This is a genomic window from Desulfobaculum bizertense DSM 18034 (genome assembly GCF_900167065.1).
Lineage (GTDB): Bacteria > Desulfobacterota > Desulfovibrionia > Desulfovibrionales > Desulfovibrionaceae > Desulfobaculum > Desulfobaculum bizertense.
In genome coordinates, this window is record NZ_FUYA01000003.1 from 214,590 (window position 1) to 241,095 (window position 26,506).

Below are 26,506 nucleotides of genomic sequence, written 5' to 3' on the forward strand. Positions count from 1 at the left end.
GTCTACTCCGTTAACTCTTCACGGGGAACACAATGTGAAAGGTTGTTCCAACTCCCACAGTGCTGTCCACCGTCATTTCTGCGCCAAGTTTCTGAACAAGCCCATAGGTAATGGACAGTCCAAGACCTGTACCTTTCTCACCTTTGGTGGAGAAAAATGGTTCAAAGATATGCTTGAGATGCTCTTCAGTTATGCCACAGCCGTTGTCTGTAATGTCCACAATCACATGCTTGGCATCAAGGTTTCGAATGCCGATCTTAATGCGCCCGCCGTCATCCACGGCAGCAAAGGCGTTGTTGACAATGTTCAAAAAGACCTGCTGAAGCTGTCCCCGGTCGCTGTTGACCGGCGGCACATCGGGGTCAGAATCGACAGAGACCTCAAGCCCCCGATATTCTGCCTCTTTCTCAAGAAAGCTCAAGACCTCCCGAACCACGGGTTCGATATCCAGCTCTTCCAGCCGCACATCAATGTGCCGGGCAAAGCCCAGCAGACGATGCGTAATCGTTCCACAACGCTGTACCGATGCTAAAATAGAATCCGTCAGCTTGAGGAACTTCTCCTTTTGATCTTCCACACTCTTGCCAAAGGAAAGCAGGTCTTTCATGAGACCAGCCTTCTCGTTAATGACTGCAAGGGGGTTGTTCACCTCATGAGCGACACCAGCAGCCAAACGGCCAATCGACGCCATCTTGTTTGAATGCTCGGCATTGTGCATGGCAACCATGCGCCGCTGGTCCGCGTCATACACGCGACTCACAAGAGTGGAAGAAACACCAAGGACAACAAAAACGATGGCCCAGATGCTCAGGATGGAAAAGCCAAGAATTTCAAGGCGAGCTTCCCACCACGTATTCATAACATCTTTCTTTGAAGTCACAAGGGTCAGGATGTAGGGGGTTCCCTTGATGTAGGCATAGCCCATAGTCATGGGGTGGCCGACACTGTCCACAATATCAATAAGCTTTGTGGAATCAGAATAGGCCGGAACAGGATACGGTGCCTTTTGCAAAACGCGACCAGACCGGCGCGTTGGGGTCTGCAAAATTCCCTGCCTGTCCATGATAAAAATATCGCCGCCCTTCCAGATATTGAGAGAAAGCAGCAAATCGTTGAACCGCGCCGTGTCCAGCGTGGCCCGCAAAATATAATAGTCACCGTCGGCGTCATCATGCTTTATGGCAATGACCATGTGCGGCACATCACGAAAGCCACGGAAAACCGGGCTGATGTACACTCCGCGAGTCAAGACTTCCCGAAACCAGTCCTGCGAAGAATAATCGCGGCCAGTCAGGTTAAGCGGCCCAGAATAGGCAAGCTGCATGCCGCTGCTGTCCACAAAGCCGATGTCATACACTCCGCCAAAACTTCGCTTGAGATTCAGCAAAACCCGACCAAGCTCAGCCTGATCTGACAGACGCTCGCGAGAAAGATGACTGACGACAAATTCAAGCGCAGCCCGGCGCTCTTCAATAAAATTGGCAATAGTATGCTTTGAATTGGAAACAAGACGGGAAACACGGAAGGTGTTGTCTGCTTCGGCTTTTTCTCTGCTGAGACTAAAGTCCGCAAACGACATGACACACAGGGGGACAATGGAAACCAGAAGCATGACGGTGACGACGAGCGCCCAAAGCCGTCGGTAATTCATGATGCTGTCGCTTTGAGAATCTTCTTTCGACCAGAAGCGGGGACGTGCGATGCGAAACAGGCGAGCCATGTGAATCACCATCCTTCGACCGTGTTCAGAAGTGAAACGGGAGGGGAACAGACGCCCCCTCCCGGGTATATCAGTTAGGATGCATTGACCTTTTCATACGCATTTTTCACTGTGGCAGACAGACTGTCAATGTCCACAGGCTTTTGCAGATAGGCAAAGGCACCAAGCTCCATACAGGTCTCGCGATCCTTTTCGGAACCGTGGCCTGTCAGGATAATCACTGCAACATTGGGGTGGTTGCGGCGAACGCGACGCAGGACCTCAATGCCATCCATGCCGGGCATTTTCAGGTCCAGAATCATAACCTCTGGCTCTTCTTCCTCCATGAGGTTCAGAGCCTGCGGGCCGTCATACACAACCGCAGAACCAATATCACGCATAGTCAGACGTTCGGACAAGGTTTCGACAAACTCGCGCTCGTCGTCAACCAAAAGGACCTTGTTTGGCAGACTAAAGTCAGCACGACGGTAAATGTCGGCCTGATAAAAGTCCTTGCCCACACGGGTCACAACTTCCTGCACACCATCAACAGCAACAGTCAGACGTTTCAGCTCGTCCTCAAGACGGGAAAGCATGATGACGTTCTTGTTGATGGTCAGGGTCACAACGCCCTGACTGGCTTCGACGCCCACAATGTGGCCAGCCTGTGCCAGAGAGAGTGCTACCTGTGCCTGAAGTTTAAAGTCCTTCACAGCCTGCACAGACTGCGCAGTCTGCACCAGAACACCACGGCGGGCATTTTCAATGACCAGCCCGGCAATGTCGTCCACAGAACGGGACCCCATTGGAGCGACCAAATCATAGAGTGCTTCGTCAAAGGGCGGACGCCCAGCAACGAACTGACTCCACGCCAGCAGGTTCTCGTCTTCCTGCGCAACCAGCTTTCCTGCTTCCTCCGCAGACACATTTTCTGTGCCCACAGCATGAGAAACACGGAAGCCCATGTCGGCCACGAGCAGGACACGCAGCATATGCGAGATGGAACGCGGAGCCAAAAGCCCGCCCCATCCAAAGAGCATCAGGTCATCCCTGCTCAGCTCTTCGGCCACAATAGCCCGCAAGCACGCCACATTTCGCTCACGCTCATGCGTAAAGGAATTGAACACGCTGGTCTTGCCAAACATGGTTTTATGCAGTCGAGATTCAGCAATCCCATACCGCTCCGAAGCTTTGGAAAGGAGTTCTTCATCACGAACAACTGCAAGTCCAAGCTCGGAAGCGACCCGGGCCGAAACTTCTTCTGCCCGCACGTAGGACGCGTTGAAAATGTCGATGATAGCCATAAGGAGTCTCCTTTAGATCGGGCAGACTTCAGTCAGAGGGCATTCCTTTTCGTCAGAGCCTTCGTGCGCCTTTGCATGAATGGCTGGCAATGCCTCTGCCTGAGTCTCATAAATATTCTCCTCACCAATGGATTCCAGCAAATGGGTCCGCTCCATCACGGACATGACTTTCTCGTTCACACCAGAAAGTGACATGCCGTAACCAGCGCTACGCACTCGCTTGACAATCAGGGACAGCGCTTCTTCACCAGATGCGTCCATGTCATTGATGCCGTTGGCAACAAGCAGGATGTGGCGAAGATTGCGCTTGGTCTGAATGATATCCGTAATACGGTCTTCAAGATAGCTTGCATTTGCAAAGAACAGCGGTCCGTCAAAACGAATCACCGCCACATGCTCACACTCTTTCAGGCCATATACGGCACTGTCCCGAAGGCTCTTTTCTGGCGACATAGACAGGGCGGCAACGGTTGGGCGCATGCTCTTGTACAAAAAGACACCAAGAGACAGAACAACACCCACCATAATGCCCTTGTCCAGATGCGGAGCAAAGCCAAGGGTACAGAGGAAGGTTATAATTGAGATAGCGCCATCATACCACTGAGCCTTCCATGCGTGAATGAAACCATGCACGTTCAAAAGGCCAATAACAGCCATCATGATGACCGAAGCCAGCACAGACTGAGGCAAGTGATACAGAAGTGGCGTAAAGAACATCAGCACAATGAGAACCACCAGCGAGGTAAACACGCTGGACAGACCTGTGACTGCGCCAGATGCGAGGTTAACAGCAGAACGGGAGAAGGATCCGGACGCGGGATAACTCTTGCCAATAGCACCCACCATGTTGGCGAGGCCCTGACCAATAAGTTCCTGGTTCGGGTCCAGGCGCTGACCTGTTTTTGCAGCCATAGCCTTTGCAATGGAAATAGCTTCCATAAAACCAAGCAACGAAATAATCGCAGCGTAGGGCAAAAGCTGGAGGATACTCCCGAGGTCAAGCTTGGGGACAGTAAAGGACGGAAGGCCACTCGGAACCACACCAACAACGGCGCCGCCACCCATCATTTTGAGGGAATCGGTCTTGAGTTCCTTGTTGCCAACCTTGATGCGCCAGAGGCGACCATCAGTTGTCAGTCCATCAGGAACAGCATCATAGTCATAGAAAACAATGCTGTTTCCCTGTTCAACACCGGCAAACTTCATGTGCCGCAGACGGGCACGCCATGCGTGAGCCTTGTGCTTCAGGTTTTCAATACGAATATTCACGACTTCGATGTCATGCTTGTAATCAAGCGCAGGGATCGAGGTCAGCCCCTGATTCTGCACGGCGTCAGCATACAGGCCATTCAGCTCCGTCCGCTTTTCGCCAAGGACCGGGATCGTGTGAATAATCTTGTTGAATTCCTGCACAGCCTGCTGGGCCTCGGTCGACTGAACAGTCGACAGGTCCGCAGTCGTGTTATGCTCAAAGCCAATGGCCCATGAAAGAAGCGTTGTGATAACAACAGCGACCAGAACGTTTGGCACCTTCGGTGCGAGGCGTTTCAGGCCAATCATAATCACAAACGCGAGTATCGCCATTAAAAGAGTCGGCCAGTGCGTATAATCCACTGCCGCTTCAACAACACGGATAATTGTCTCATAGTGGTGCGCGGCCTTGTCTACATAAACACCAAACAGCTTGGAGAGCTGGCTGGTGGCGATGATAAGTGCCGCAGCATTTGTAAAACCGTTAACAACCGGATGAGACAGGAAGTTGACCACCAGTCCCAGGCGCAAGGCACCGAGTAAGAACTGGAACAGGCCGACTGTGAACGCCAGCAAAATGGCATACACAACAAACGCTTCACTTCCGGCAGTGGCAAGAGGTTCGAGAGAAGCTGCCGTCATGAGCGAGACCACAGCCACAGGACCAGTCGCGAGCTGGCGACTCGATCCAAACAGAGCGGCGATCATTGGCGGCAGGAAAGAGGCATACAAGCCATAATACGCTGGCAGACCAGCAAGCTGAGCGTATGCCATTGACTGGGGAATAAGCACCAGAGCAACGGTCAGTCCTGAGGTAAAGTCAGCACGAAGTTCTTTGGCGCCATATCCCTTGATCCAAGAGAGGAATGGGAAAATTCGGGTCAGCATGTGCACCCTTCCATCGGTTAGGGATTGAGCATGTTTTCGCATGAAATCAGCACGTCATCGTACATGGCTCTCACGGGGAACAGATTCAGCATCCGAAATCTCAAAAGGCCAGTCATCATGGAAAAAATAATCAGTCCACGATGCTCGGCAGAAACGTCAGGCTTAATTGATCCATCCCGCAAACCTTTTCGGATGGCTTCCACAAGGATGTCGACAAAACAGTTATAAATTTCCTCAACATCCTTGCGCAGTGCAGGGTGAATTCCGGCCAGAGAATACAAGTGGGATCTGAAAAGAAGCCGAAATTCTGTGTGCATCTGCTCCGACAGTCGGAAAAACATGGACACATACTCCAGAACCATCTCCAAGCCGTTGCCATACATTTTTGCTGCAACTCCCGCCTCCACCTTGGAAACAATTTCATCCTTCACGTGGTCAAGAACCGAGACATAAATCTCTTCCTTGCTGCGAAAGTGATGAAAAATCGTTCCTTCAGCGGCCCCTGAATGGCGAGAAATCTCTGCAATCGATGTATCTTTGTAACCACGGGTTGCAAAAAGTTCCTTTGCTGTTTCCAGTATCTTTCCTTTGTACGACATGGCACTCCTAGACCGAGTGTTCACTCGGTTTTCCCGAGTATACACTCGGCATTCATTCCCCCTTATGTGCTGCATTTCACATTGTCAAGCGCACGAATTTTTCAGGAGAATCAGGAGGGCAGAATGCGCTATTTTGAGCAATTATTCCCAATCAGAGAGAATTAGACGCAAATATGATTTTGCTCATTTTTGGCTCAAATGGCACCCTGCAAGCCTCTGTCTGGACACGCTTTTTTCAGAAAGAGGTCAAACAGGAAATTGAGTATGTGATTTTTATCTCAATTTAACGAATATCCTTGATTCACCGATATTAAAATTTTTTTCACGGAAAAACAGGAGCTTTACGAGTTTTCTCTTTTTTTCTAGAAAACGCGGAGAAATAAGAGATTTTCACACCAAAGCGTCTGAGTGCTGACAGTGCCAATCCTGTCGTGATATTATCGCTCAACCAGAATCTTCAATCGAGGGACACCATGCTTTCAGACATGATGAACAGGCGAGAGTTTCTCTATCTTTCAGGAATAACGTCCGCAGTATTTCTTGCTGGATGTGCAATAAATCCGGTTACTGGAGAGCAGCAGCTCATGTTTGTTTCTCCACAACAGGAAATTGCGCTCGACAAAAAGAGTTCTCCACACCAGTTTTCCTCGGACTACGGGGCCACATCCGACAAGAAAGTTAACGCCTATGTTTCACGGACCGGACTGGCTATGGCCCGGCACACGCACCGCCCGGACATGCCATATTCATTTCGCTGTGTTGATGCGGTCTACGTCAATGCTTATGCATTCCCAGGTGGCTCTATTGCATGTACAAGAGGCATCTTGCTGACCTTACAAAATGAAGCAGAGCTTTCTGCCCTGCTTGGGCACGAGATGGGACACGTCAATGCACGCCACACCGCATCCCGCATGTCAAAAGGCATGCTGATTTCTGCCGTTGCCGCTGGTGTTTCTGCATTCGCAGCAACAAAACGTAAAGAATACGCCGCGATTGCAGCCGGACTTGGTGGCGCAGCCTCAGGTGCCCTGCTCGCTTTTTACAGCCGCGAAGACGAACGTCAGGCTGATTCACTCGGTATGCAGTACATGGTCCGTACTGGCTACTCTCCTTCGGGCATGGTCGGCCTGCAAACACATCTGCTCAATATGCACAAATCCCGCCCGAATCCCATGCAGATTCTTTTTGCCTCCCACCCCATGAGCGAAGAGCGGGTGCGCAATGCCGAGCTGCAAATGGATACGGAATTTCTGCATGACAAAAACAAGCCGCTCTATCGTGAGCGCTACATGGACAACACGGCCTCGCTCCGGGCCAAACGCAAGCCCATCATGCAGCTTCAGGACGGCGAAAAGCTCATGCAGCAAAAAAAATACCCACAGGCTGAACAAAAATTCAGCTCAGCGCTCAAGGCCATGCCCAATGATTACGCAGGGCTGCTTATGATGAGTAAATGCACACTGGCCCAGAACAAGGCACAGGTCGCCCAGAGCTATGCAGACAAAGCCAAACGCGCCAAGCCCGGTGAAGCACAGGCCCTGCACATGGCGGGCATCTCCCGGCTTGTGCGTCAGGACTTTAGCGGTGCAGAGCAGCAGTTCAGAACCTACGAGCAGCGCTTGCCCGGCAATCCAAACACCGTATATCTGCGCGGTTTATCTCTGGAAGGAATGGGGAAAAAAGAAGCAGCCGCACAGGAGTACGGCCGCTATTTGCAGTCTGGAGCACAAGGCGACATGGCCAAGCGTGCCTACCGAAAGCTTCAAAACTGGGGATATATCCGCCAGCGCTAAGCTTCGGGCTATGCGTCGCGCTTTTCCTGCTCATCAGGAGGCAGCAGAAGCGGCGTCATAAATTTCTCTGGAGTAACAGAACAGCGCACGGCATTGCGCCCTGCTTTCTTTGCTTCATACAAGGCAACATCTGCCCGCGACAGAAGAGAATCAAGGGTCTCCTCACCGCCAAAGCTTGAGGCAACGCCAATGCTGATGGTAAATTTCAGCATACCATGCCCAAGCGGACCAAGCTCACAGGGCACCCTGTTCTCGACTTCGCGCCGCAGACGCTCTGCCACATTCAGGGCGTCCTCAAGCCCTGCTCCGGGCAAAATCACGGCAAATTCCTCACCACCAAGACGTCCAAACAGATCAATATCCCGAATAAGCTCACGCCCAACCGCAGCCAGGGTCCGCAGCGCAGTGTCCCCTGCGGCATGCCCAAGGCGGTCATTGACCTGCTTAAAATGGTCTGCGTCAATCATCAGCACGCCAATGGGCGTCCGTTCCCGCCTGGCCCGTGCTATTTCACGATGACCAAGATCAAAGAAATGCCGACGCGTCGAGACCTGAGTCAGACAGTCGGTCGTCACCTGCTCGCGCATTCTGTCTTCAAGCTCTTTTCGGCTGGTGATGTCCGTACACAGGCCCAAAAGCCGAGACGGAGTACCTTCTGAGTTCCACCCCACAACACGCCCCATGATGTGCAGCCACATCCAGTGCCCTGAGGAGTTGGCAATGCGGAATTCAAAAGAAAATTCAGGGTCCAGCCCTGTCAGATAGCGGTTCAGGCTCTGTTCAAGAAGAATCAGGTCCTTGGGATGCAGCATCTTTCGCAGCACAGCAGAATTACTTGGGACCTGATAGGAAAGGTAGCCAAGGTTTTCCTGAAAAAGGCGCTCCGGGACATGGAGTTCTCGCGACGGGATAAACAGCTCCCACAGCCCGTAATCAGGACTGTCCAAGGCCATGGACAAACGCTGCTCACTTTCCCGCAGGGCGGCTTCGGCGGCCTTCCTGTCACAAATTTCGTGACGAAGACGGGAATTTCGCCACCACAAAAAAAGGAAAATGCACAGCACGGGCACGCCAAGACGAATCACCCACCACAAGACAGAGTTCAGGCTGACAGGCCGCTCATGCGGAAGTCGAACCCAACGGTCATAAATGAGGCTCTGCTCCTGCACCGGGATCACGCTCAAGACTTTGGATATAATCCCGGCAAACTCTGCCCAGTCGCTGCGAATCCCCATTCGCAAGGCATGCCTGCCTCGCCCAATGCGGCAGGAGACCTTGAGATTTGTCAGGCCAGCAGAGCGCGCAACATGGCTCAACGCAGCCAGATTCCCAATATAAAAATCAGCTTCCCCTGTGGAAACGGCATTCAGCGCAGATTCAATATTCCGGTATTCCCGTTTTCGCAGTAGCTCAGTCCCCGGATACAGGGCATAGCCTTTCACCACAGCCAGACGCTCCTTGCGGAACTCATCGAGCCGAGTCCGAAACGGGTGTTCTGTCCGGGTCATGGCCACCACGATGGAATGCTGATATGGCGCTGAAAAAGCAACAAAATCAAGTCGCTCTTCTGTCCTCAGCATGGCTGGCAAAATGTCTGCTTCCCGCCGCCTAAGGAGTTCCATAGACTCCATCCACGACCCCGTACGGACATAATGAAACTGCACGCCTGTCATTCGGGAAACAAGGGACAGGTAATCCGTAGCCATCCCTGCAGGCCGCCCTGCGCTGTCCCAAAACTCAAAAGGGGGAAAGCCGGGATCGAGGGCAACCCGCACAACTTTATGTTCCTTGAGCCACTGGCGTTCCTGTGGGGAAAACACAATGGGGAGCGCGTCTCCACCTGAGTAAAAATATTTTTTATTCTCAGGAAACCACGCCCGGAACAGCGTCCGATACGTGCCGTCCCGCTTCATCTCGCCAAGTGCCCGCTGCCAGCTTTCGGAAACCGAGCACGGCGTTTTCAGTGAAAAAGCAATGTAGGAAGGATTTTCATAAAGGAGGAAGTCAGGCCGGAACGTGGAGGGAGAATAGCCCGCAGAATGAGACAGGCCATCCACGACTTCCTCGTCAGACACAAAATAGTCAACGCGCCCGTCTCCAAGCTCCCGCAGGCACTGGCTTGCATCACTCAGGCTGATGATATTCGTAAAGCCCGCATCAACCAGATAATGCTCCAAGAAAGATCCGCGAACCACGGCAATCGCTTCGGCATTTCTGGCTTCAGCAAGTGAGCTAATATGTTTTTTGTTGGAATGATGCGTGAACAGCCAGTAGCGCTTGAACAAAAGCGGGCCGACCCACTTAAAGTGTGATTCACGATTCTTGGACCGGGCCGCAGGGAGCGCCCCATAGTTACTTTCAGTTCGGGCATGGTTCAGCACCTCGCCCCACGTGGCCGATTCAAAGCGAACGTCATCGCCTGCGCGGCGGGCAATTTCCCGGCACAGTTCAACGCCAAAGCCCGTCTTGACGCCGCCAATGTACGAAAAAAATCCAGGGAGATCGTGAGAGCCAATCGTCACAAGACGAGGAGAAGCCTCGACCTGTGCCTCGGCAAAAGAACATTCAGGATGGAGAAAGAGAAGGCAAAAAAGCACCCACACGGCCCACAGTACACCGCGAGCACCAGCGCAGGGGGTGACAGAGACATCCTTCATGCAGCTTCTCCAAATACACAATATATTGAGTGTGATAGATAAAAAAAAAGACAGTTGACCTGCGTAAAGCCCGGGCAACTGTCCCAAATTTTTGTGCAGGGAGCCGCTCCTAAAAGGAAAAGACTCCGTGTTGCCATAGCGTATTCACCCCAAGTCCGACAAGGGTAACACCGCCCACCATTCCGGCCCAACGCCCGAGACCACACAATTTTCCGAGGATTCGACCAAGAGAAAGGCCAAGGCAGGTCATGACGCAGGCCACCAGTCCAATCACCAGCGAAGGCAGCACAATATCTCGCCCCAGCAGGGAATAGCTACAGCCAACGGCAAGGGCATCAATGCTTGTTGCAACAGAAAGCATCACCAGAGACATGCCCCGTGTCGGATCGCTGTTTACATTCTCACAGCTCTCGTCCGTTAAGGACTCCCAAAACATATGGATGCCAATGGCAGCAAGCAACACAAAGGCAATCCAGTGCGCCCATTCCTGAACCAGCCCACGCACAGCAAAGCCCATCCACCAGCCAATAATCGGCATGATGGCCTGAAAAAATCCAAAGTGCCAGCCGAGCCGGAAGTAGTGGCGAAAATCCAGCCGGTTCACAGCAGCACCAGTTGCGGTTGCAACAGCAAAGGCATCCATTGCCAATGCCAGAGCAACAAGCAAAATTTCCATCATCATCGGTACAAATCCAGTCAGTTTTTGCCCAAGCGTCGTTAAAAAAAGGCGCCGTCTTCCAAAAACGGCGCCTTGTGCTCAAAGTTCAGTCTCAACAAAGACAGTCTTATTTCGATGCACCCTGAACATGCTTCATCACGCTGGCCCGGAAATCTTCCTCAGTAGAAAACCCGGTGTGGTCAGCGGCAAGCTTGCCCTTGGCATCAAAAATCAGCACACGAGGGATGCCAGAAATTTCGTATTCTTCAACAAAATCCATCCCACCAGCATATGCTGGATAATTCATTTTTTGCTCGGCCACAAATTTTTTAGCATCGTCCCTGCTCTGGTCAAGAGAAATGCTGACGATTTTTAACTGTTCTTCTGTCAGCTCATCCCGAAGGGATTTCAGCACAGGAACTTCGCGGCGGCACGGCGGGCACCAAGACGCCCAAAACGACACGAGTACAGGTGTCCCCTTGGATTCGGCGATCATTTTTTGCAGACTTTTCACGTCCGTCTCTCCCAGATATTCTGCCTGAGCAGAACTCTGTGCACCTATAAACAAAAACAGTCCTGCTAGTGCGACAAGCATAACTTTTCTGCACCGGGAAACCGTCTGATTCATATTTTTCCTCGCTTGAATGTGTGAAACAGGCTCTCTTATGGATGTAGAGAGCAGAATACGGTATTCTACACATATCCTCTCCTCTCGCCAAACGAGCGGAGACCCCATTTATGGGCAACTGCTTCTTTTTCTCTGACAGAAAAAAGGAAAGCTTGCAAAAATGTGCAGTACACCACGAAATCCAGTGCAGGAACCCCAGCTCCCAGTTCCCTTTGCCGGTGTTTTTTCCCTAGAAAAAGAGTCGGAAAAATCAACGCTGTATTTTGTTGAAAAGACCTCTGAAACAGCACTCAGCATTCGTCCCCTGAACGCACACCTTGTGCCCTCTGGAGCGGCACAAGCCATAGAAGAACGAACCCTCCTCGAAAAGTATTCACCAGAGCCGGGCATATACATGGCCCGCGTCGCCCCACAAATCCGCAAGATGGAAGAGCACGTCGACAAAGGCGACAGGCACCGGGAAAAAGGGGAACATTACAGTGCAGAGCTGGAATACGACTCAGCCCTCGCCATTGATGAAGATCACATTCGAGCCAACTTTGGGCTTGGACTCAGCTGCCTTGAAATCGGCTGTACGGACCGGGCAGAGAAAATTCTGGGAAAACTCGTCGAGCTTGAAGCCAGTTTTCAGCCAGAGCACAAACACCTCTTTAACGAGTTTGGCATCCAGCTCAGAAAAAGCGGCCTGTATACAGCCTGCTGCGCCTATTATGAACGGGCGCTCAGCCTGACTGATTCCGACGAAAACCTGCTCTTTAATCACGCCCGAGCGCTCTTTGAAAACGAACACTACGCCGAAGCCCAAGCGCAGATCGACAAGGCGCTCAAGCTTGCTCCAGACTTTTCCGAGGCTGCGCTCCTTCGGGACTACATCACCAAAAAGCAGGACAAGTCCCCGTCAGACAAAAAAGAATTATCGACACCAGACGCAGGCTGACCTTTGTCCTTGTTTTGTCTATGCTCAGAGCCATGCACAAGCAGCGAATCCAGCTCCATCCCCAGCCAGCCTTTGATCTTGTCCGTTTTTTGGACTTTGCCGGTACCAGTGCCGACCGCATTCCAGAAGACGAGGCCTTTTTCCGTGAGGTCTGGGACCGCTGGCAAACACAGCTTGAGGCTCATGCCATCCGCACGCCTCAGGGCCGAATTCTTTTTGCATGGCTCGCCGAAGCCGTAGAAACAGAAATAGATACACTGTGGAACAGCAGCCCGCACACAGCCTATCTCCTTCACGTTCTTGCTCTTGATCTCATCATGAACGCCGCCTCGCAGCTTGTTCCACAAATCGCCAAACACGGCTGCGCACCAGTTCCGCACCCTCATCCCAGCATTGAGCACCACGCCAAAGAACTTGGTCTGCACATAGAAGACGGCTGCATTCTTTCCCGACGCTACGCAATGCTCACTCCCATGCCCTGGAATGGCGGCTGTGCATCATGCGCACTTGCAGCAAACTGCCCGCGCAATACAACAGAAATGCAGCCTTCTGGTATGCCTAGCACAGAATTTCACTCTAAACATTCCTCATGACGCGCCGATAACACAGCCAAGATGGACAGGACACTGTCCTTTGTGCAGCTTTTTTTCTTTGCGGAAAGCGCCTGATATGGCATATCTATTGCTTGAATTGTAGAAAAAGCTGCACACCTGTCAAATTGACAGCAGCCTGAACTACAGCATAATTTGAGAGAAAGCGCCCAGACATGGACGCCCGCGAGAGGAGGAATGCCGTGAGCATTAAGGGAATTGGTCCGACAAGGACCTACGACCAAATTAAAATTATGGGAGAGCGCAACGAGTCTGCTCCCAATGTCAAGGAATCGTCAGAGCTGCACGACGAAGTTTCTGTCAGCGGCAATGCCCGGCTTCTTTCTGCGGCCCGTGAGACCGCAGCCGAGCACTCTGGCATCCGTTCAGACAAGGTCGCCCAGCTCAAAGCTCAAGTCGCGGCCGGAACCTACGCACCTGACGGCAAAGTTGTTGCCGAAAAAATACTCTCCGAGGAACTCGACCTCTGGGAATAATATTTTCAGCCTCATAGGGGTTTTGCCTGCGGGTGAAGCCCCCTTTTTTTATGCCTGCGCTCCATACAGCTTTTCAAAACGCTCCAGAAGTACATCCAAAGACATCAGGGGTTTGGTCAAAACATGGTCATCCCCAAGCCCCAGCTCGCTAAGTTCTGCTGGCAGCACATAGTCAGTTGAGCCAGTAAAAATACACAGCCTCAGCTGAGGATTAATCTTGAGCGCCTGAATGATGAAGGCATTTCCATCCATCCCCGGCAGCCGCATGTCCACCGTGGCATAATCAACATGCCCCCGTTTCAAAATTTCCAGCCCGTCCTCACCACTTTCGGCAGTCAGCACCTCATAGCCGCTGTCTTCCATAAAGTCCGCAAGGGTCTCTCGAATGAGAGGCTCATCATCCACGATTAAGACTACAGGAAATTCCTGACTCATTCCGCAGTACCTCCAACCGGGAGCTTGATTCGGAACGTTGTCCCTTTTCCGGGAACTGAATCGACCTCAATCTGACCATTATGGTTCGTGCATACAATAAAGTACGACACGGACAGGCCAAGCCCTGTACCAGAACCAACAGGCTTTGTGGTAAAAAATGGCTCAAAGATGCGCTTGCGCACATCCTCTGGCATACCCGGCCCATTATCCGAGACCTCAATCACGGCATACTCTCCAGAAACAGAAGTCCTGAGCCACAACGTTGGCGTCTCCGGCGGAGAGTCCATTTCTGCCAAAGCCTGCGCAGCATTTTTCAAAAGATTCAGCAGGACCTGCTCAATTTCCGTCGAATTACACGGCACAACAGGCATCTCTGGTGAATAGTCCCGCACAATTTCAAGCTGCCGGAAATCAAATTTCTTTTTCAGGTCATAATCATTTGCGGCCAGCTCCAGCGTAGAATCAATAATGCCATTAAAGTTGCACGATTCCACTGAGGCGGTATTGCGGCGACTAAATTCCAGCATATTCGCCACAATCCTTGCGGCACGGCTTCCAGCGTCATGGATGCCCTCAAGGTAGCCAGTCACACCGCGCTGGGTCAGATATTCATTCATCAGCTCCAGCCCAAGCCCAAGCGCCTCAGCCTTTTTCCTGTTCGCAGGGAGATCGGGAGCAATGCGTCGCTTTGCCCCCTCGGCACACTGCATAATAATACCCAGCGGATTGTTGATCTCGTGCGCCATTCCAGCAGCAAGCCCACCCACAGACAGCATTTTTTCTGCCTGCACCATCACTTCCTCAATGCGGGTCTGCTCTGTCACGTCATCAACACGAATGACCGCTCCAGAAAAACCAATGCGCTCTTTGGGCAAAGGGTACACCGTCATATGCTCAAAGCGCACTTCGCCACCAATTGCCCGCTGCCTGCGGGGAACAAGCTGCACCCGGTGCTCCTGCAATGCTCTCAGCACCACGTCCCTGTCCTGCTCAAAAAACGGAATTGCCCGCATCAGCTCTTTCCCAAGCAAAGGGCCACATCCATCTTCGCACAGTGACCCTGCTTCCCGGTTGAGCTGAATGATGCGCAGGTCATTGTCCACGGCAACAAGAGCGGATGGCATCGCGTCAATAATCGCCTGATGCAAGGCGCGAAGCTTTTCACGCTCCCCTTCGCTCTCTTTTCGGTCCGTAATATCTGTTTGCGTCCCTGCCATGCGAGTCGCACAGCCCTTTGCATCCTGAACACCGACTCCACGCACCAGAAGCCAGCGCCACGCGCCATCCCGGTGCTTCATTCGGTATTCCACTTCAAAATGCAAGGCAGCTCCTTCACGGCACAAGGTCGTTGACTCGTCCACCCGGTCCAGGTCATCTGGATGAATGCGCGACGTCCATTCCTCAAGCCTGTTGGGCAACTCTGCGTCTGTGTATCCCAAAATTTCTTTCCAGCGCGGAGAAAAGTACACTTCGCCACTCGCGGAATCCCAGTCCCAGATTCCATCGTTTGCCCCGCGGACAACGAGGCCATAGCGTTCATCACTCTCCCGCAGCTCCTGCTCAACTCTTCGGCGCTCATCCAGCTCTTTTTGCAGCTCTTTGGTACGCTCATCCACTCGCGATTTCAGCGTTCTGTTGATGACAAAAAAGACAGCCAGCACGCCCAGCACAATAAACAGGACAAAGACCACAACACGTAAGGTCAGCGCCAGCCGTTCCGAGTTTCTGTCCAGCGCATACCAGCGGTTCATCAGCATTTCATGTTCTGCCGGGCTGACCATTTCCAGCCCTTTTTCCAGAATCGCCAAAAGTTCTGGCGCATCTTTGCGCACAGCCATTGAGTACTCAAGTTCCATGACGTCTTCGCCAACAAGCTTGAGTCCAGAAATACCTTCCTGTTCGATGGTGTATGAGGCCAGCGCAAGATTGACGACAAAAGCATCAAGGTCGCCGAAAGCAAGTTTTCTCATCCCTGAGCTGGCATTGCTGACTCCGACTACCTGAACCACGGAACCATACAGGGTTCGCACATATTCATCCACGGCATAGCCATTAATGACGCCAACCTTTTTCCCCGCAAGTTCATTCAGTGTTTTCACGTCAGGAGCTTCGCGCCGGGTCACAATGACGCAAGGGACTTTGACGTATGGTCTGGAAAACAAAAACTTGCCTTCCCGCTCCGGGGTCTTGTTCAGGATGCTAATGACATCAACCTTTCCCTCGCGAAGCCAGCCAAGCACCTTGTTCCAGTCGTCATCCGTCCGAAAAATCAGTTTGGTTCCAAGTTTTTGCCCCAGCATACGGACATAATCGGCCCCAAGCCCCGAGAATTCTCCCTGCTCATCACGGAATTCAAAAGGCGCAAACCCCGCGTCGTAGGCCACACGAATTCCCTGTGGTCTCTGTGCGAGCCACTGCCTTTCCTCTGGCGTAAGCTGCGTCTCATCCGTCTTCGGAGCCGCAGCAACAAAAGAGCTGCCAATGCACACAAGCACGAGCAGGAAAATACCAACACGCTTTCTTATCCACCGGACATCCACCATGACGGCCTCCAGTGCCCACACGTCAAACGGTCATGACATTTCACCACATAGTTTCACATAAAAACAGATTTTGTCTACTTGGGTGGACTTTTCTTCGTACTCCATTTTGCGCGCAGCTCCGTTTTTCATCTTCTCACCCCTGAGCACTGATTCAGAGAGGTTTCCAAGACTTTTTTCTAACTACAGAAAATCCCCATCCCCCCGCTTTAATAATGGTTTTTTGACACAAAGCAGGCTCCTGTTAATGGAGTTTTCGCCTTGACAACTTTGAATAACGCTTCGTATATCTCTAAAACCTTGAAAAATATTACCCGCGGACATGCTTCCAGACCGCGGTGCGCCAAACCACTGCGGTCACCCAGAAATAATACATAGCAAAAGGGAGAGACCATGTCGGATGCGCTTAAGAACCAAAGGACCTATGCACTTGTAGGACACGGCGGCTGCGGAAAGACCTCGGTCGCCGAGATGCTGCTACTTCAAACCGGCGCCATCAACCGCCTCGGGAAAATTGAAGAGGGCAATACTGCCCTTGACACTGAGCCTGAGGAAATCAAACGCCGCGGCTCAATTCAGCCTGCTTTCGCCCATTATTCTTGGGAAAAAAATCCTCACTTCCTTATCGACACCCCCGGCGACAACAATTTTATCGGTGATCTGCCATACCTGCTGCTCGCTTCTGATGCAGTTCTGTTCACCGTTGATGCTGTTGATGGCGCAAAACCCCTGACCAAAAGACTCTGGCAGGACGTCGAAAAGGCCCAGCTCCCGGCCATGATCTTTATCAACAAGATGGACCGGGACCGTGCAAACTTTGACTCCGCGTTCGACAGCCTCCAGTCTATGCTCGGCATTCGCCCCATCCTTCTCTACATGCCCATAGGTGAAAAAGAGAAGTTTCAGGGACTGGTGAATGTCATCTCCAAGCAGGCGTATTTTTTCCAGGATGACGGCTCGCTCAAAGAAGGCCCCGTCCCAGGCGACATGCTCGACACCGTCGAGATCATGCAGGAAACCATGATTGAAAACATCGCCGAAAGCGATGAAGACCTCATGGAAAAATACCTTGAAGAAGGCGAACTCTCTCTTGACGATATTCGTGACGGACTCCGAAAAGGCGTTCTCTCCCGCGAACTCGTTCCCGTAACCTGCGGCTCCGCCCTCAACAATCAGGGTGGACAGGTCGCCCTCGACCTTATTCAGAAACTTTTCCCCTCCCCTCTGGAGCATGCCGCGTGGCAAGGCGAAGAACAGGAACGCGAAAGCTCACCCGACGCCCCTGTCTCTGCCTTTATCTTAAAGACCACTGTGGACCCATTCTCTGGGCAACTCGCCCTCCTGCGTGTGCTCTCTGGTACGCTCACCAGTGACACCACGCTCCAGAACCCACAAAAAGACGACAAAGAGCGCATCGGCGCACTGCTCTCCCTTGTCGGCAAAAATCAGTCACCATTTGAAGGCACGGCCGGTCCCGGAAGCATCGTCGCCGTTGCCAAACTCAAGGAAGCAACAACAGGCGATACGCTCTGCGACGCAAAAGAACCTTTCCGCGTCACTCCGCCTGAACTGCCTCCAACGCTTATGTCTTACGCTCTCGCCCCAGAAGACAAAGGCGACGAAGACAAAGCGTATGCCGCCGTGCACAAGCTCCTCGCAGAAGATGTCTGCCTTTCCCTCACCCGCGATCAGGACACCGGCGACATTTTGATCTCTGGCATGGGCCAGATGCACATCGAAACCGCTATTGAGCGCGCCATGCGGCGCGGTAAAACTAAAATTCAGCTGCAAACACCAAAAATTCCATATCGCGAAACCTTCAAGATGAATGCCGACGTTCAGGGACGCCACAAAAAACAGTCCGGCGGCCGTGGTCAGTTCGGCGACTGCTTTATTCGTGTCGAGCCAACACCTCGCGGGACAGGCTATGAGTTCCTCGACGAAATCGTCGGCGGCGCCATCCCCCGTCAGTACATCCCCGCTGTCGACAAAGGTATTCAGGAAGCCGCCGTCCGTGGCGTGCTCGCTGGCTATCCCGTCGTCGACTTTAAGGTTCATCTCTATGATGGCTCCTATCACTCCGTCGACTCATCAGAAATGGCGTTCAAAATCGCAGGCTCTGTCGCCTTTAAAAAAGCCGCAGAAGAAGCAAAACCCGTGCTCCTTGAGCCTATCGTGACTGTCTCCGTCTTCGTCCCCGACGACTTCATGGGCGACGTCATCGGCGACCTCTCCAGCAGGCGCGGCAAGGTCCTTGGCTCTGACTCGCAGGGCGGCCTTACCGAAATCAAGGCGCACGTCCCAATGGAAGAAGTCCTTCAGTATGCCCCAGACCTCCGCTCCATGACCGGCGGACAGGGGACATTCACCATGAGCTTCGACCACTACGAAGAAGCTCCGCCGCAGGTCACTGAGCGCGTTGTGGCTGAAGCACAGTAAGTAGAATAATTGTGGTGAAGGTGGTGTGGTGTGGGAGGGGGGAGTTACGAGACGCTGTCTCGTGCTCTGCCGGGGCCAGCCCCGGACCCCGCGTAAGGGAATGATTCCCTTACGTATCCTCATCGAGTTTATAAGCCGTGGAAGCTTCGCTTCCACGGCTTTTAAACTTGTTGGGCATAACGTCGAGAGCCTCTTTCTCTTTTGCGAGTTGCCACCATTTTCTTTCTGAACGCGAGCGTTCTGAAAGAAAATAAGTGCGGCAGAAAAAGGCAAAAGAACACGCGTTCGGGAAATGCCCACTAGCTTAAAAAAACAGGGCTGATGGAGAGGAAAGCAAAGCTTTCATCCCATTCAGCCCTGTTTTTTTGAGTGAAAGCGGGATTCCCAAGGGCCTCGTCCTTGGACGGGGTCAAGGGGTGCCGCCCCTTGCAGAGCACGAGACAGCGTCTCGTCCCCCACCACCCCCAAAGCCCTTGCAGGGTCACCCGAAAAAACCCGCATCATATAGACCTTTTTGACGCTTCCGCGTAAGAAAGAGATGCAAAAGCAACATTGACAAAGGTTCGGGCGAAAGCCTGCAAATGACATAAACAGAAAAAATAGCTTTTCACTTCGCGAGGATGCGACCGTATTCTTGTGGAAACAATCATTGCGGAATACCCGTCACACTCTGATGTTGACAGCTCGCGGCCGGGCGGGATGTTCCCTGGAGAAAAGAATGACGCACGATTTGGACACACTTCAAAACAGTATTTCCCACCAATTCAAGGATGTTGCCCTCCTCGAAACAGCCCTCACCCATAGTTCCTTTGCAAACGAGAACGGTGAAGACACAGAAGACAACGAACGCCTTGAATTTCTTGGCGATGCTGTTTTAGAACTCTCTAGCTCAGAAGTTCTGTTTGCCAAATTTCCACAGGCCCCTGAGGGCCAGCTCACGCGCCTGCGTGCTCAGCTGGTAAGCGAACCTGCACTTGCAGAAGTCGCACGGGAGCTGCACATTAACGAACTGCTGATGCTTGGTAAGGGAGAAGAGCGGCAAGGCGGAAGGGAGCGAAATTCACTGCTTTCTGACGCATTCGAGGCCATCCTTGGCGCAGTTTTCCTTGATGGTGGATATAGCGCAGCACAGCACGTTATCGGAACGGTGTTCGAAAGCAGATGGCCAGAGCACTGTGACGTAACGCGAGTGAAAGACTCGAAGAGCAAGCTCCAGGAGCTGACGCAAAAGCTTTTTCGTGAGCGCCCGGTGTACACACTGAAAAGCTCAGCAGGGCCGGAACACGCGAAGATATTTAGTGTCGAAGTCAGCCTTCCGGACGGAACGGCTCTGGTAGCAGAAGGATCCAGCGTGAAAAAGGCAGAGCAAAATTCTGCATTAAACGCACTGAACTACCTGAAAGAAAAGAAAAAAAAATAGTTCTATAAAAAAAGATATGCCGGGGGACAGTACTGTCCTCCGGCACATATCTTTTATCCGGCAAAAGCTGGGTAAAAGCCCTCCTCTACCGGCATTATCTCTACTGCTGGATAAGCTGCATAGCCATCTGCGGCAGGCTGTTTGCCTGAGAAAGCATGGCAACTGCAGACTTCGTCTTAATCTGGTTTCGGACAAACTCAGTCATCTCGGTTGCTACGTCAACGTCAGAGATACGGGACTCTGCTGAGGACATATTCTCAGACTGAATTTCCAGATTGGAAATAGTTGCTTCCAAACGATTCTGAAGGGCGCCGAGGTCAGCTCGGATGTTGTCCTTGGAAACGATTGCCTTGTCGATCTGCTCAAGAGCGCTTGCTGCCTTGTCCTGAGTCTCGATGCTCTTGCCGGGGTCAGCAGCTGCTGCGCTACCCAGACCAAAAGCACTGGCAGTCGTGGTGCCAATCTTGATGGAATAGTAGTCTTCCTTGGAGCTGTTGCCAGTACCAAAGTGAATCTTCATACCCTTATCGCTCAGGTTACCGTTCAGCAGGTGTACCTGGTTGAAGTCGGTAGCATTGGAAATACGAGTGATTTCGGATGCCATTGCCTGATACTCAGAGTTCAGGATCTTACGCTGTTCATCGTTGTAGGTACCGGTTGCGGCCTGTTCAGCCAGCTCTTTCATACGAATAAGCTTCTCGTCGATAACCTGCAAAGCGCCGTCAGCGGTCTGCACCATGGAAATAGCGTCGTTTGCGTTACGAACACCCTGGTTCAGGGTTGCAACGTCGGAGCGCATAAGCTCACGAATAGCCAGACCAGCAGCGTCATCAGCTGCGGTACCAACACGAAGACCGGAAGACAGGCGGCGGGTGGAGCGGCTCAGATCGCCGTAGCTCTCGTTAAGGTTACGGGAAGCGTTCATGGACATCAGATTGTGATTAATTACTAAAGACATTTCAAAACCTCCTTGTTCTGACTTGCCAAGAGTAAAGCAGTCTGCGTGCCAAAACTTTTTTATTCAATATTTACAAACACTTAACTTTTTGAACATTCAGCTTTTCACCTCTTTTGGCCCTTTTCTGGAGCTTTTTTCCCGGCAAAAGGCAACCCGCCATAAAAAACAGGTCACGAAGCAAGCAAAGTTTTCCCACCCTCAGACAGAAAAGATTTCTCCTCAGCCCTAAGCTCTTTTGCAGCCCATCCGATAAAGAAAATGTGCGACATTTTTCCGCCCCATTCGGGGAAGGAGGTGGAGTATGCTTTTTGATGGTATCCCACTCCACACAGCGAACCAGTTTGGAACAGGAACGGCACGGATAGAGGCTCCGGAGAACACACAGCGCGAGCAGCGCCATTCTTCGCAGCATCAAAACCTGCATGATCAGCATACCGGCAGACACGAGGCAGGCGGTCTGGGGCAGATACTGACCCCTGTGGAAAATTTTGCCGAGAGCTTTGGTCTCAAGATGCAGTTCCGTGTGGATGACGAATCAGGAAAGGTACAGGTGCGGATTTTGGACAATCAGGGTGAGCAGATCCTGCGAGAGGTTCCATCTGATGCAATTCTGGAGTTGGCAGCAGCCATAAAGAACTCCACCAATTCTGTTTTTCATTCCGTTGCATAAACGCGAAAGACACTTCAAAAAGCAAAGCCCCCGGTTGGGCAGAACCGGGGGCAGCTTTGGGTCGTCTGCGCATGTGGGCACCATGCGCGGACAATATGCAGAGACTCGGAGATGGTTGTCTTGCGTTCTATTTCTTCATGGCGATGACAGTCTGAAGCATCGTGTCAGTCGAGGTAATCACCTTCGAGTTCGCCTGGAATCCACGTTCTGTGGAAATCATATTCACAAACTCCTTAGAAAGATCGACATTGGACATTTCCAGTGAGTTGGCGTTGACGTTACCGAATCCGTTTGCATTGGCAGGTCCTGCTGATGCAGCACCGGATTCGCGTGTTTCCGTGAACAGGTTGCCGCCCTCTCGGTGCAGGCCCCACTTGTTCTGGAAATCATAAATTGTGACCTGATACAGCTCCAGAGTAACACCGTTGGAGTAACGGCCAGACATGATGCCGTCGCGGTCAACAGTCACATTCTGGAGGTAACCAAAGGTATAGCCGTCCTGAGCCTGATACTGCGTCGAGCTGGAACCAGCAAAGCTTGTGCAGGCCTTGGCTTCTACCGTGGTGCTGTTGAATTCAGGAAGCTGACCAGCAGCAGTGCCAACGGCACCGGCAGTTGCGGCACCGCCTGTAGCCCAGCCACCGCTCGGATTCGCATTGGACAGGCCAAAGTTCACAGCAATGTTGTGTGCGTCTGTGTCACCGGGGAAGCTGGCGTCTGCCTTGCCGGAGAAGTTCGCAGTAAAGACAGGCTGTCCGTCAGTGTTAAACTTGGCGGCTTCCCAGTTTGTCAGAGTCTGCGGATTTGCAGCATCGCCGTCAGCCGCAGAAGGATCATAATCTCCACTCTTGAGAGTGAATGCACTCTGATTTTTCAGCTGACCGGAAGAATCAAAGGTCAAGGTACCGACCATCATGACTCCAGCAGCTTTGGTATCAGCGATTTTGTCTCCGCTGGTATCAGCACGGCCATCAGATCCCGGAGGAACCGTCACCATGTACTCCCAGACTCGGTCGCCAGTCGATGTGACTTCGGGGGCCTGGTCAAAGTACACAGTCATGTCGTGTGCTGTGCCACCCTCGTCATAGATCTTCATGGTCGTCTGGTAGGCATACTGCTTGTCGCCAAGCGGGGGAGTTGCTGAGCCATTCCAGTTCTTGAACATGGCAAAGTAGGGATCAGTCCCATCAGTCGTATGGTTGCCACCTTCAGAACCATCCAGGTTTGCAATCACAGAAAGTGCTTCTGTGGCCTTTGGCTGCGAGGTAAAGTTTTCTACCCGGATGTCAGTTGGTGCACCGCTACCGCGAATGCTTGATTTCATTGCAGCAGCACCAGTCGTGCCACCATGAGCAAGGGCCGAATGGCTACTCTGGTCAATCTTCCAGCCCTGGAGCGGATATCCATGCGGGTCAACGAGGAATCCGTCGTTATCGAAGCGGAAGTTACCTGCGCGGGTGTAGTATGATGTATCATCACCCTTGGGGCTGACCTTAAAGAAACCACGGCCACCAATTGCGAGGTCTGTGGCCTCGTTTGTGGTCTCATAGCCGCCCTGTGAAAAGTCTGCATAAATTGCAGCAATACCAACACCACGACCGACCTGACCAACACCAGCGGATGTGTTGACATCCTGGCTAATGAAGTCTTCAAAGTGCATGGTCGAGCCTTTGAAGCCGTAGGTGTTGACGTTAGAAATATTGTTACCGATGACGCTCATTTTCTGACTGTGAGCGTTCAGACCAGACACGCCAGTCCACATTGCAGATGACAAACCCATAACCGAACCTCCTTATGCATCCGAAGCTGAAGTGTCATCATCGTTGCCGCCAGAACCAGCCGGATCTTCTCCGGGCTTTTCCTTGGCCGCGGTCGATGTCCCAACAACTTCTTTCACCATGTTGTACTGAATGACTCGGCCGTCAGACAGGCGCAGGCAGTTCTGCCCATTAGAATACTGTACGCCTTCAACAATACCGGTCACCTCAGCCAGCGTCATGATCGGCTGACCGTCCTTATCCTCTGCGGCAAGGGCTACATGATACTGCCCTTCTGGCAACGTATTGCCCTTCCAGTCCTTGCCGTCCCATTCGAACTTGTGTTCGCCAGCAGCCTGTGCGCCCATCTGAACGGTACGCAGCAGGTTGTTGTTTTCATCAAAGATGTTCAGGTAAACATGCTCAGCATCGTTCTTCAGGTTGTAGAACATGCCACTTACAGATCCGTCAGGACGGATAGAAAGGTTATCACCAACAGCCCGGACTTCCTTGCCGATGAAGCTGGATGCGTCGACCATTTCTTCCTGCACAGTACGATTCGCCAGTGCGGCAATTCCATCATTAATGGATGTCAGCTGTTCCAAGCTTGAGAACTCGGCGAGCTGAGAGGTGAACTCTTTGTCATCCATTGGGTTCAGGGGGTCCTGATGCTTGAGCTGCTCAACGAGCAGGGTCAGGAATTCCTCTTTGCCCATCTTGGAATTTCCCTTTGATGCGGCCGGTGCGAAATCCTTTTCTGCCCGCCCGATGATATTGCTGTAATCGTACTGCTGCATGTTTTTACCCTCAGCTTACTAAGCGATGATGTCCAACCCACTTTGGGAAGAAATTACCGTTTGCATGGTATTCTGCATTTCTTGGGCCAAAGTTTCTCCATCGCTCTGGAAACGGCGGAACATGGACTTCCATTGTCCCTGATCTGCCTGTTCCTGCTGCTGATTATGCTGACCAGCACCCTGCCAGGACTGTGCAAAATTATTGTCCGAAAGCTGCGTCTGAACCTCCAGACGCTGGACCTTGAGACCCTGATCCTGCAAATTCTGCTTGAGCAGTGCGAGCTGTTCCGTCAGCTTCTTTCCTGCTTCGTGTGAATCCACGCGGATGACGGCAGAAACTTCCTTGTCCTTGACCGACAGCACCAGACTCATTTTGCCCAGATCAGCAGTATCCAGCTTCAGATTCAGCTGCTTGCTTCCATTTGCGGTGTTCTTCAAAATTCCATTCTCGACCTGACGCATCACCTGTGATGCAAAGCCGTTTTCAGCAAGCTTTGGCATGGCAACACTTCCTGTATTGGCCTTGCCAAAAATAGACGTGGCAAGTTCTGCCGCCCGTCCCGCTTCATCATTCAGAAGCGTTCGGGAGGAGGACTTTTCACCCTTCACGTCCAGCTTGCCCAAAAACTCTTCCCAGACACCGCGATCCTGCTGGGAGAATTCACCAGACTGCTTTCCGGAAAATCCATTTTCCGCACCGCTCTGGCTTTGCCCCTGAAATGCTGCCAGCCGGGCTTCCAGCCCTTCTGTCTGATTCTGAGGCATGGTGTTGCCCATTCCTGCCGTCCGTGGCGAATGGTTTCCGAGCAGCCGCTCCGCGACGCCCTGAAAAGATGTCGACCGGACTCCCTGCGCATCTTCTTTTTCGCGCTGGGCATAATCCGCCAGAACCTGTTGGTTCCGTCCAAAATTTTCTTTTGTGCTATCAGGACGGGCATTCGTCTCAGCTCGAGACAGTGCCGCTTCCAGAATCTGTCCAAGATTTTCCTGGATTTTCTTTGGTGCTGCATCGTCCTGCTTGGCATCTTTCGCCAACTCGCTCTTGAGCTGACTCATAACCGTCCGGAAGCCCTTCACAGGAAGTGCCGCGTCTCCTGTGCCCTGCATCAGGGCCTTCAGCCGCGCCATCCCTTTATCCGAAAGCTGAGCAGCCTTGCCAAGCAGAGCCAGATCTGACGACGTGACATCCAAAAGACCTGTGTCCTGCATGCCATTCAGTCGTTTGCCCAACTGGTTCCACACGGTGGAATACTGCCCATGCTCCAGCTGGCCCATAAGGTTCTGGGACTGCTGAGGCGTAAAGCCCATCTTCTGGAAAAACATCTGGAGCTGACGCGTTTCATTCATGTCGAGCTGCACAGGATTTCGACCATAGGCTCCCATGCGCGATGACAGCGCAGACATAAACTGTCCCCAGGTCAGGCCAGCTTCGCTTGTGACGCGCTCAGAAAACGCCTGAACTTCTTTCTTGCTCAGGCCCATGTCTTCCAGCTTGTCCCGAAGCTCAAGCAGGTCTTCCTGTGTCAGCTTTAAATTTTGCACGACATTCAGTCCCTGCGTGCTCCCCGTTCCCCGCAGGCTTCCGGAATTCGGAACACCTGCAAGCTGCTGGAGCGCCTGCAAAGTCTGTTCGCCAGACGGCCGGGTCTGTGCCTTGCCCACCAGGCCACAGGCAGCATCATGCAGCGCAGCTTCAAACTGCCGGACCTGCTCTGACTGTCTGGGTTTTCCCTGATCTTCGCCAAACGCGGACTGGAGCATCTGCTCAAATCCTGTCGTCATCTGCGGAAGGGACTGCCCAACCAGACTGTCAGCAGCATTATCCAGCCAGCCGCGTCCTGCGCTGGAGGATGAATTGAGGCCAAAAACCTCATCTGCCTTGTCTGCTATTGAAGGAAAAATCTGCATACGTTGTTACCTCGCTCCTATAAGGTTACAAAGCTCATGCCAAAATATTTTATCCTTGATTTTATTGAACTTTTTGAAATA

The 26,506-nt window shown here is 52.3% G+C and carries 20 protein-coding genes; 7 read left to right on the forward strand and 13 right to left on the reverse strand.

Annotation, left to right across the window (positions count from 1 at the left end; translation table 11 throughout):
* Window positions 1-10: 10 nt before the first annotated feature.
* From B5D23_RS06020 to B5D23_RS06035, 4 genes are all read right to left on the reverse strand, one after another.
* On the reverse strand, window positions 11-1,720 hold the full coding sequence (locus B5D23_RS06020) for a sensor histidine kinase (protein ID WP_078684511.1): 1,710 nt from the start codon (window positions 1,718-1,720) through the stop codon (window positions 11-13).
* 74 nt (window positions 1,721-1,794) lie between these two features.
* A complete protein-coding gene (locus B5D23_RS06025) occupies window positions 1,795-3,003 on the reverse strand; it encodes a response regulator (protein WP_078684512.1) in 1,209 nt (402 codons plus the stop codon).
* A gap of 12 nt (window positions 3,004-3,015) precedes the next feature.
* On the reverse strand, window positions 3,016-5,142 hold the full coding sequence (locus B5D23_RS06030; RefSeq protein ID WP_078684513.1) for a SulP family inorganic anion transporter: 2,127 nt from the start codon (window positions 5,140-5,142) through the stop codon (window positions 3,016-3,018).
* 17 nt (window positions 5,143-5,159) lie between these two features.
* The gene (locus B5D23_RS06035) at window positions 5,160-5,741 is read right to left on the reverse strand and encodes a TetR/AcrR family transcriptional regulator (RefSeq protein WP_159445931.1); all 582 of its coding nucleotides are present in this window, start codon (window positions 5,739-5,741) and stop codon (window positions 5,160-5,162) included.
* 473 nt (window positions 5,742-6,214) lie between these two features.
* Here B5D23_RS06035 and B5D23_RS06040 point away from each other — a divergent pair, with 473 nt between their 5' ends.
* Window positions 6,215-7,534 carry a M48 family metalloprotease gene (locus B5D23_RS06040; protein ID WP_078684515.1) on the forward strand — a complete coding sequence of 440 codons (1,320 nt, stop codon included), beginning with the start codon at window positions 6,215-6,217 and terminating at the stop codon, window positions 7,532-7,534.
* Window positions 7,535-7,542: 8 nt separating this feature from the next.
* On the opposite strand, the gene B5D23_RS06045 is transcribed toward B5D23_RS06040, so the two are convergent.
* The 3 genes from B5D23_RS06045 to B5D23_RS06055 form a co-directional block, all read right to left on the reverse strand.
* Complete coding sequence (locus B5D23_RS06045) at window positions 7,543-10,191, reverse strand: transporter substrate-binding domain-containing diguanylate cyclase (RefSeq protein ID WP_078684516.1); 2,649 nt, start codon at window positions 10,189-10,191, stop codon at window positions 7,543-7,545.
* Window positions 10,192-10,300: 109 nt separating this feature from the next.
* Window positions 10,301-10,873: a manganese efflux pump MntP gene (locus B5D23_RS06050; RefSeq protein WP_233812898.1), complete on the reverse strand. Its 573-nt coding sequence runs from the start codon at window positions 10,871-10,873 to the stop codon at window positions 10,301-10,303.
* 103 nt (window positions 10,874-10,976) lie between these two features.
* The gene (locus B5D23_RS06055) at window positions 10,977-11,477 is read right to left on the reverse strand and encodes a TlpA family protein disulfide reductase (RefSeq protein WP_159445932.1); all 501 of its coding nucleotides are present in this window, start codon (window positions 11,475-11,477) and stop codon (window positions 10,977-10,979) included.
* Window positions 11,478-11,637: 160 nt separating this feature from the next.
* On the opposite strand from B5D23_RS06055, the gene B5D23_RS06060 reads away from it, so the two are divergent.
* The 3 genes from B5D23_RS06060 to flgM all read left to right on the forward strand — a co-directional run bounded on the left by B5D23_RS06060 (window position 11,638) and on the right by flgM (window position 13,501).
* A complete protein-coding gene (locus B5D23_RS06060; RefSeq protein WP_078684518.1) occupies window positions 11,638-12,414 on the forward strand; it encodes a tetratricopeptide repeat protein in 777 nt (258 codons plus the stop codon).
* A 32-nt stretch (window positions 12,415-12,446) separates the two neighbouring features.
* Entirely contained in the window at window positions 12,447-13,007 is a 561-nt protein-coding gene (locus tag B5D23_RS06065; protein ID WP_144012563.1) for a hypothetical protein, read from the forward strand.
* A gap of 200 nt (window positions 13,008-13,207) precedes the next feature.
* Window positions 13,208-13,501, forward strand: a complete 294-nt coding sequence (flgM, locus tag B5D23_RS06070; RefSeq protein ID WP_159445933.1) for a flagellar biosynthesis anti-sigma factor FlgM — start codon at window positions 13,208-13,210, stop codon at window positions 13,499-13,501.
* 48 nt (window positions 13,502-13,549) lie between these two features.
* Here the strand turns inward: flgM and B5D23_RS06075 are convergent, their stop codons facing one another.
* Both B5D23_RS06075 and B5D23_RS06080 read right to left on the reverse strand, forming a co-directional pair.
* Window positions 13,550-13,936, reverse strand: a complete 387-nt coding sequence (locus B5D23_RS06075; RefSeq protein WP_078684521.1) for a response regulator — start codon at window positions 13,934-13,936, stop codon at window positions 13,550-13,552.
* Window positions 13,933-16,479 (reverse strand): ATP-binding protein, encoded by a 2,547-nt coding sequence (locus B5D23_RS06080; protein ID WP_078684522.1) that lies wholly within the window; start codon window positions 16,477-16,479, stop codon window positions 13,933-13,935. Before B5D23_RS06080 ends, B5D23_RS06075 begins: the two co-directional genes overlap by 4 nt.
* Window positions 16,480-16,869: 390 nt before the next feature.
* On the opposite strand from B5D23_RS06080, the gene fusA reads away from it, so the two are divergent.
* Together fusA and rnc are read left to right on the forward strand one after the other, a co-directional pair.
* Window positions 16,870-18,915, forward strand: a complete 2,046-nt coding sequence (gene fusA, locus B5D23_RS06085) for an elongation factor G (RefSeq protein WP_078684523.1) — start codon at window positions 16,870-16,872, stop codon at window positions 18,913-18,915.
* Between the two features lie 718 nt (window positions 18,916-19,633).
* Window positions 19,634-20,335, forward strand: coding sequence for a ribonuclease III (gene rnc, locus B5D23_RS06090; protein ID WP_078684524.1), 702 nt, complete (start codon window positions 19,634-19,636; stop codon window positions 20,333-20,335).
* A gap of 100 nt (window positions 20,336-20,435) precedes the next feature.
* On the opposite strand, the gene B5D23_RS06095 is transcribed toward rnc, so the two are convergent.
* Window positions 20,436-21,293, reverse strand: a complete 858-nt coding sequence (locus B5D23_RS06095; protein WP_078684525.1) for a flagellin N-terminal helical domain-containing protein — start codon at window positions 21,291-21,293, stop codon at window positions 20,436-20,438.
* Window positions 21,294-21,594: 301 nt separating this feature from the next.
* Between B5D23_RS06095 and B5D23_RS06100 the strand changes: the two genes are divergently transcribed.
* Entirely contained in the window at window positions 21,595-21,963 is a 369-nt protein-coding gene (locus B5D23_RS06100; RefSeq protein WP_078684526.1) for a flagellar protein FlaG, read from the forward strand.
* 127 nt (window positions 21,964-22,090) lie between these two features.
* On the opposite strand, the gene B5D23_RS06105 is transcribed toward B5D23_RS06100, so the two are convergent.
* Genes B5D23_RS06105 through B5D23_RS06115 form a run of 3 tightly spaced genes read right to left on the reverse strand, consistent with a single transcriptional unit; the run spans window position 22,091 to window position 26,425 of the window.
* Window positions 22,091-23,743 carry a flagellar hook protein FlgE gene (locus B5D23_RS06105; RefSeq protein WP_078684527.1) on the reverse strand — a complete coding sequence of 551 codons (1,653 nt, stop codon included), beginning with the start codon at window positions 23,741-23,743 and terminating at the stop codon, window positions 22,091-22,093.
* Window positions 23,744-23,755: 12 nt separating this feature from the next.
* Window positions 23,756-24,517, reverse strand: a complete 762-nt coding sequence (locus B5D23_RS06110) for a flagellar hook assembly protein FlgD (protein ID WP_078684528.1) — start codon at window positions 24,515-24,517, stop codon at window positions 23,756-23,758.
* 18 nt (window positions 24,518-24,535) lie between these two features.
* A complete protein-coding gene (locus B5D23_RS06115) occupies window positions 24,536-26,425 on the reverse strand; it encodes a flagellar hook-length control protein FliK (RefSeq protein WP_078684529.1) in 1,890 nt (629 codons plus the stop codon).
* Window positions 26,426-26,506 lie beyond the last annotated feature (81 nt).

What these genes read in the sequence shown, in the direction of transcription:
- B5D23_RS06045 (WP_078684516.1), bottom strand. Translation starts at nt 10,191, where the DNA reads ATGAAGGATGTCTCTGTCACCCCCTGCGCTGGTGCTCGCGGTGTACTG.
- B5D23_RS06050 (WP_233812898.1), bottom strand. Translation starts at nt 10,873, where the DNA reads ATGATGATGGAAATTTTGCTTGTTGCTCTGGCATTGGCAATGGATGCC.
- B5D23_RS06065 (WP_144012563.1), top strand. Translation starts at nt 12,447, where the DNA reads ATGCACAAGCAGCGAATCCAGCTCCATCCCCAGCCAGCCTTTGATCTT.
- B5D23_RS06060 (WP_078684518.1), top strand. Translation starts at nt 11,638, where the DNA reads ATGTGCAGTACACCACGAAATCCAGTGCAGGAACCCCAGCTCCCAGTT.
- B5D23_RS06105 (WP_078684527.1), bottom strand. Translation starts at nt 23,743, where the DNA reads ATGGGTTTGTCATCTGCAATGTGGACTGGCGTGTCTGGTCTGAACGCT.
- B5D23_RS06020 (WP_078684511.1), bottom strand. Translation starts at nt 1,720, where the DNA reads ATGGCTCGCCTGTTTCGCATCGCACGTCCCCGCTTCTGGTCGAAAGAA.
- B5D23_RS06095 (WP_078684525.1), bottom strand. Translation starts at nt 21,293, where the DNA reads ATGTCTTTAGTAATTAATCACAATCTGATGTCCATGAACGCTTCCCGT.
- B5D23_RS06035 (WP_159445931.1), bottom strand. Translation starts at nt 5,741, where the DNA reads ATGTCGTACAAAGGAAAGATACTGGAAACAGCAAAGGAACTTTTTGCA.
- B5D23_RS06030 (WP_078684513.1), bottom strand. Translation starts at nt 5,142, where the DNA reads ATGCTGACCCGAATTTTCCCATTCCTCTCTTGGATCAAGGGATATGGC.
- B5D23_RS06115 (WP_078684529.1), bottom strand. Translation starts at nt 26,425, where the DNA reads ATGCAGATTTTTCCTTCAATAGCAGACAAGGCAGATGAGGTTTTTGGC.
- B5D23_RS06110 (WP_078684528.1), bottom strand. Translation starts at nt 24,517, where the DNA reads ATGCAGCAGTACGATTACAGCAATATCATCGGGCGGGCAGAAAAGGAT.
- B5D23_RS06055 (WP_159445932.1), bottom strand. Translation starts at nt 11,477, where the DNA reads ATGAATCAGACGGTTTCCCGGTGCAGAAAAGTTATGCTTGTCGCACTA.
- B5D23_RS06040 (WP_078684515.1), top strand. Translation starts at nt 6,215, where the DNA reads ATGCTTTCAGACATGATGAACAGGCGAGAGTTTCTCTATCTTTCAGGA.
- fusA (WP_078684523.1), top strand. Translation starts at nt 16,870, where the DNA reads ATGTCGGATGCGCTTAAGAACCAAAGGACCTATGCACTTGTAGGACAC.
- B5D23_RS06025 (WP_078684512.1), bottom strand. Translation starts at nt 3,003, where the DNA reads ATGGCTATCATCGACATTTTCAACGCGTCCTACGTGCGGGCAGAAGAA.
- B5D23_RS06075 (WP_078684521.1), bottom strand. Translation starts at nt 13,936, where the DNA reads ATGAGTCAGGAATTTCCTGTAGTCTTAATCGTGGATGATGAGCCTCTC.
- rnc (WP_078684524.1), top strand. Translation starts at nt 19,634, where the DNA reads ATGACGCACGATTTGGACACACTTCAAAACAGTATTTCCCACCAATTC.
- B5D23_RS06080 (WP_078684522.1), bottom strand. Translation starts at nt 16,479, where the DNA reads ATGGTGGATGTCCGGTGGATAAGAAAGCGTGTTGGTATTTTCCTGCTC.
- B5D23_RS06100 (WP_078684526.1), top strand. Translation starts at nt 21,595, where the DNA reads ATGCTTTTTGATGGTATCCCACTCCACACAGCGAACCAGTTTGGAACA.